2 protein-coding genes are annotated in these 1,132 nt (G+C 67.5%); both read left to right on the forward strand.

Features of this window, described 5'->3' with window-relative positions; genetic code table 11:
• Window positions 1–94: 94 nt before the first annotated feature.
• Window positions 95–460 (forward strand): DUF3022 domain-containing protein, encoded by a 366-nt coding sequence (locus H3O04_RS35440; protein ID WP_200160121.1) that lies wholly within the window; start codon window positions 95–97, stop codon window positions 458–460.
• A 247-nt stretch (window positions 461–707) separates the two neighbouring features.
• Window positions 708–1,132, forward strand: a 425-nt coding sequence (locus H3O04_RS35445) for a DJ-1/PfpI family protein (protein ID WP_202589523.1), incomplete at its 3' end; no start/stop codon positions are given.

A 1,132-nucleotide genomic window follows, 5' to 3' on the forward strand; every position in this document is an offset into this window, starting at 1 on the left:
GGTTATTGACGGTGTCGTGCCGGCGCGGCCGGCATGGCGCGATGGCGGCGCGGTTTCCCGGGACGGGCGCGCCGCCGCCACGCAGGAGGACATCATGCAATCGAATTCCCGGATTTTGGTGGACAACGACGAGCTCGACGGCGACGCAAGCGACACGGACGATCTCGACACGACGGTCCATGTGGACGTCGAAACGGGCAGGGTCATGTTCCATGCGGCGTGGGCGAACCCCATCGAGGCGCCGCCCGAGGCGGCCCGCCATTCGGTCGTGCTCGCGCTCGAATGCTCGACGATGGAACGCTACGCGGATCTGGACGAAGGCGCGCGGATGCGCGTTCACGCGATGCTGCACGACGCCGTGCAGCAGACGCTGGAACAGTTGCCCGATACCGACGAGAACCTGACGCTGACGGTCGAGCTGACCGACGCGATGCTCGACGCCGTGCGTCATCTGCAGTAATCGCGCGGGATCGGCGCACGGCGTCGCATTACATCCCGTTGAAATCTTTGCAGCCGGGCGCCCGCCAAGCGGCCGAGGGGCCGACGATCAATTTCGATCGCGGGTCGTTCCCCGGTTACGGGAACGCGCACGAGCACGACCGCGCCGGCAGGCAACGGCCTGCGCGGCCGGAACGGCGCTTGCTGCGAGATCGGCACGGCACGACGCGACGTGTGCCTTGTTCCTGTCCCTTTCCACGGAGGCATCCATGAGCGGCAAGCTGGATTATTGCAAGGTAGCGATTCTCGCGGTCGACGGTTTCGAGGAAGCCGAACTCGTTGAACCGCAGCGCGCGCTCGCGGCCGAAGGCGCGCAGGTGGACGTGATTTCTCAGCAGCCGGGCGAAATCCAGGGTTTCCGGCACGTCGACAAGGGCGAGCGCGTGAAGGTCGACCGCACGTTCGACGATGCACGCGAAGGCGACTACGACGCGGTCGTGCTGCCGGGCGGGGTCATCAACGGCGATGCGATCCGGATGGTGCCGGCCGCGCGCGAATTCGTGACGGCGGCCGTCGGCGCCGGCAAGCCGGTCGCGGCGATCTGCCACGGCGGGTGGCTCCTCGTGTCGGCCGGGCTGGTCGAGGGCAAGACGATGACGAGCTGGCCCAGCCTGCAGGACGATATCCGTCACGC

The sequence above is a fragment of the Burkholderia sp. KCJ3K979 genome (genome assembly GCF_016759955.1).
In the GTDB taxonomy this organism is placed as follows: domain Bacteria; phylum Pseudomonadota; class Gammaproteobacteria; order Burkholderiales; family Burkholderiaceae; genus Burkholderia; species Burkholderia orbicola.

Coding starts and splice junctions, on each gene's coding strand:
- H3O04_RS35440 (WP_200160121.1), top strand. CDS start 95: ATGCAATCGAATTCCCGGATTTTGGTGGACAACGACGAGCTCGACGGC.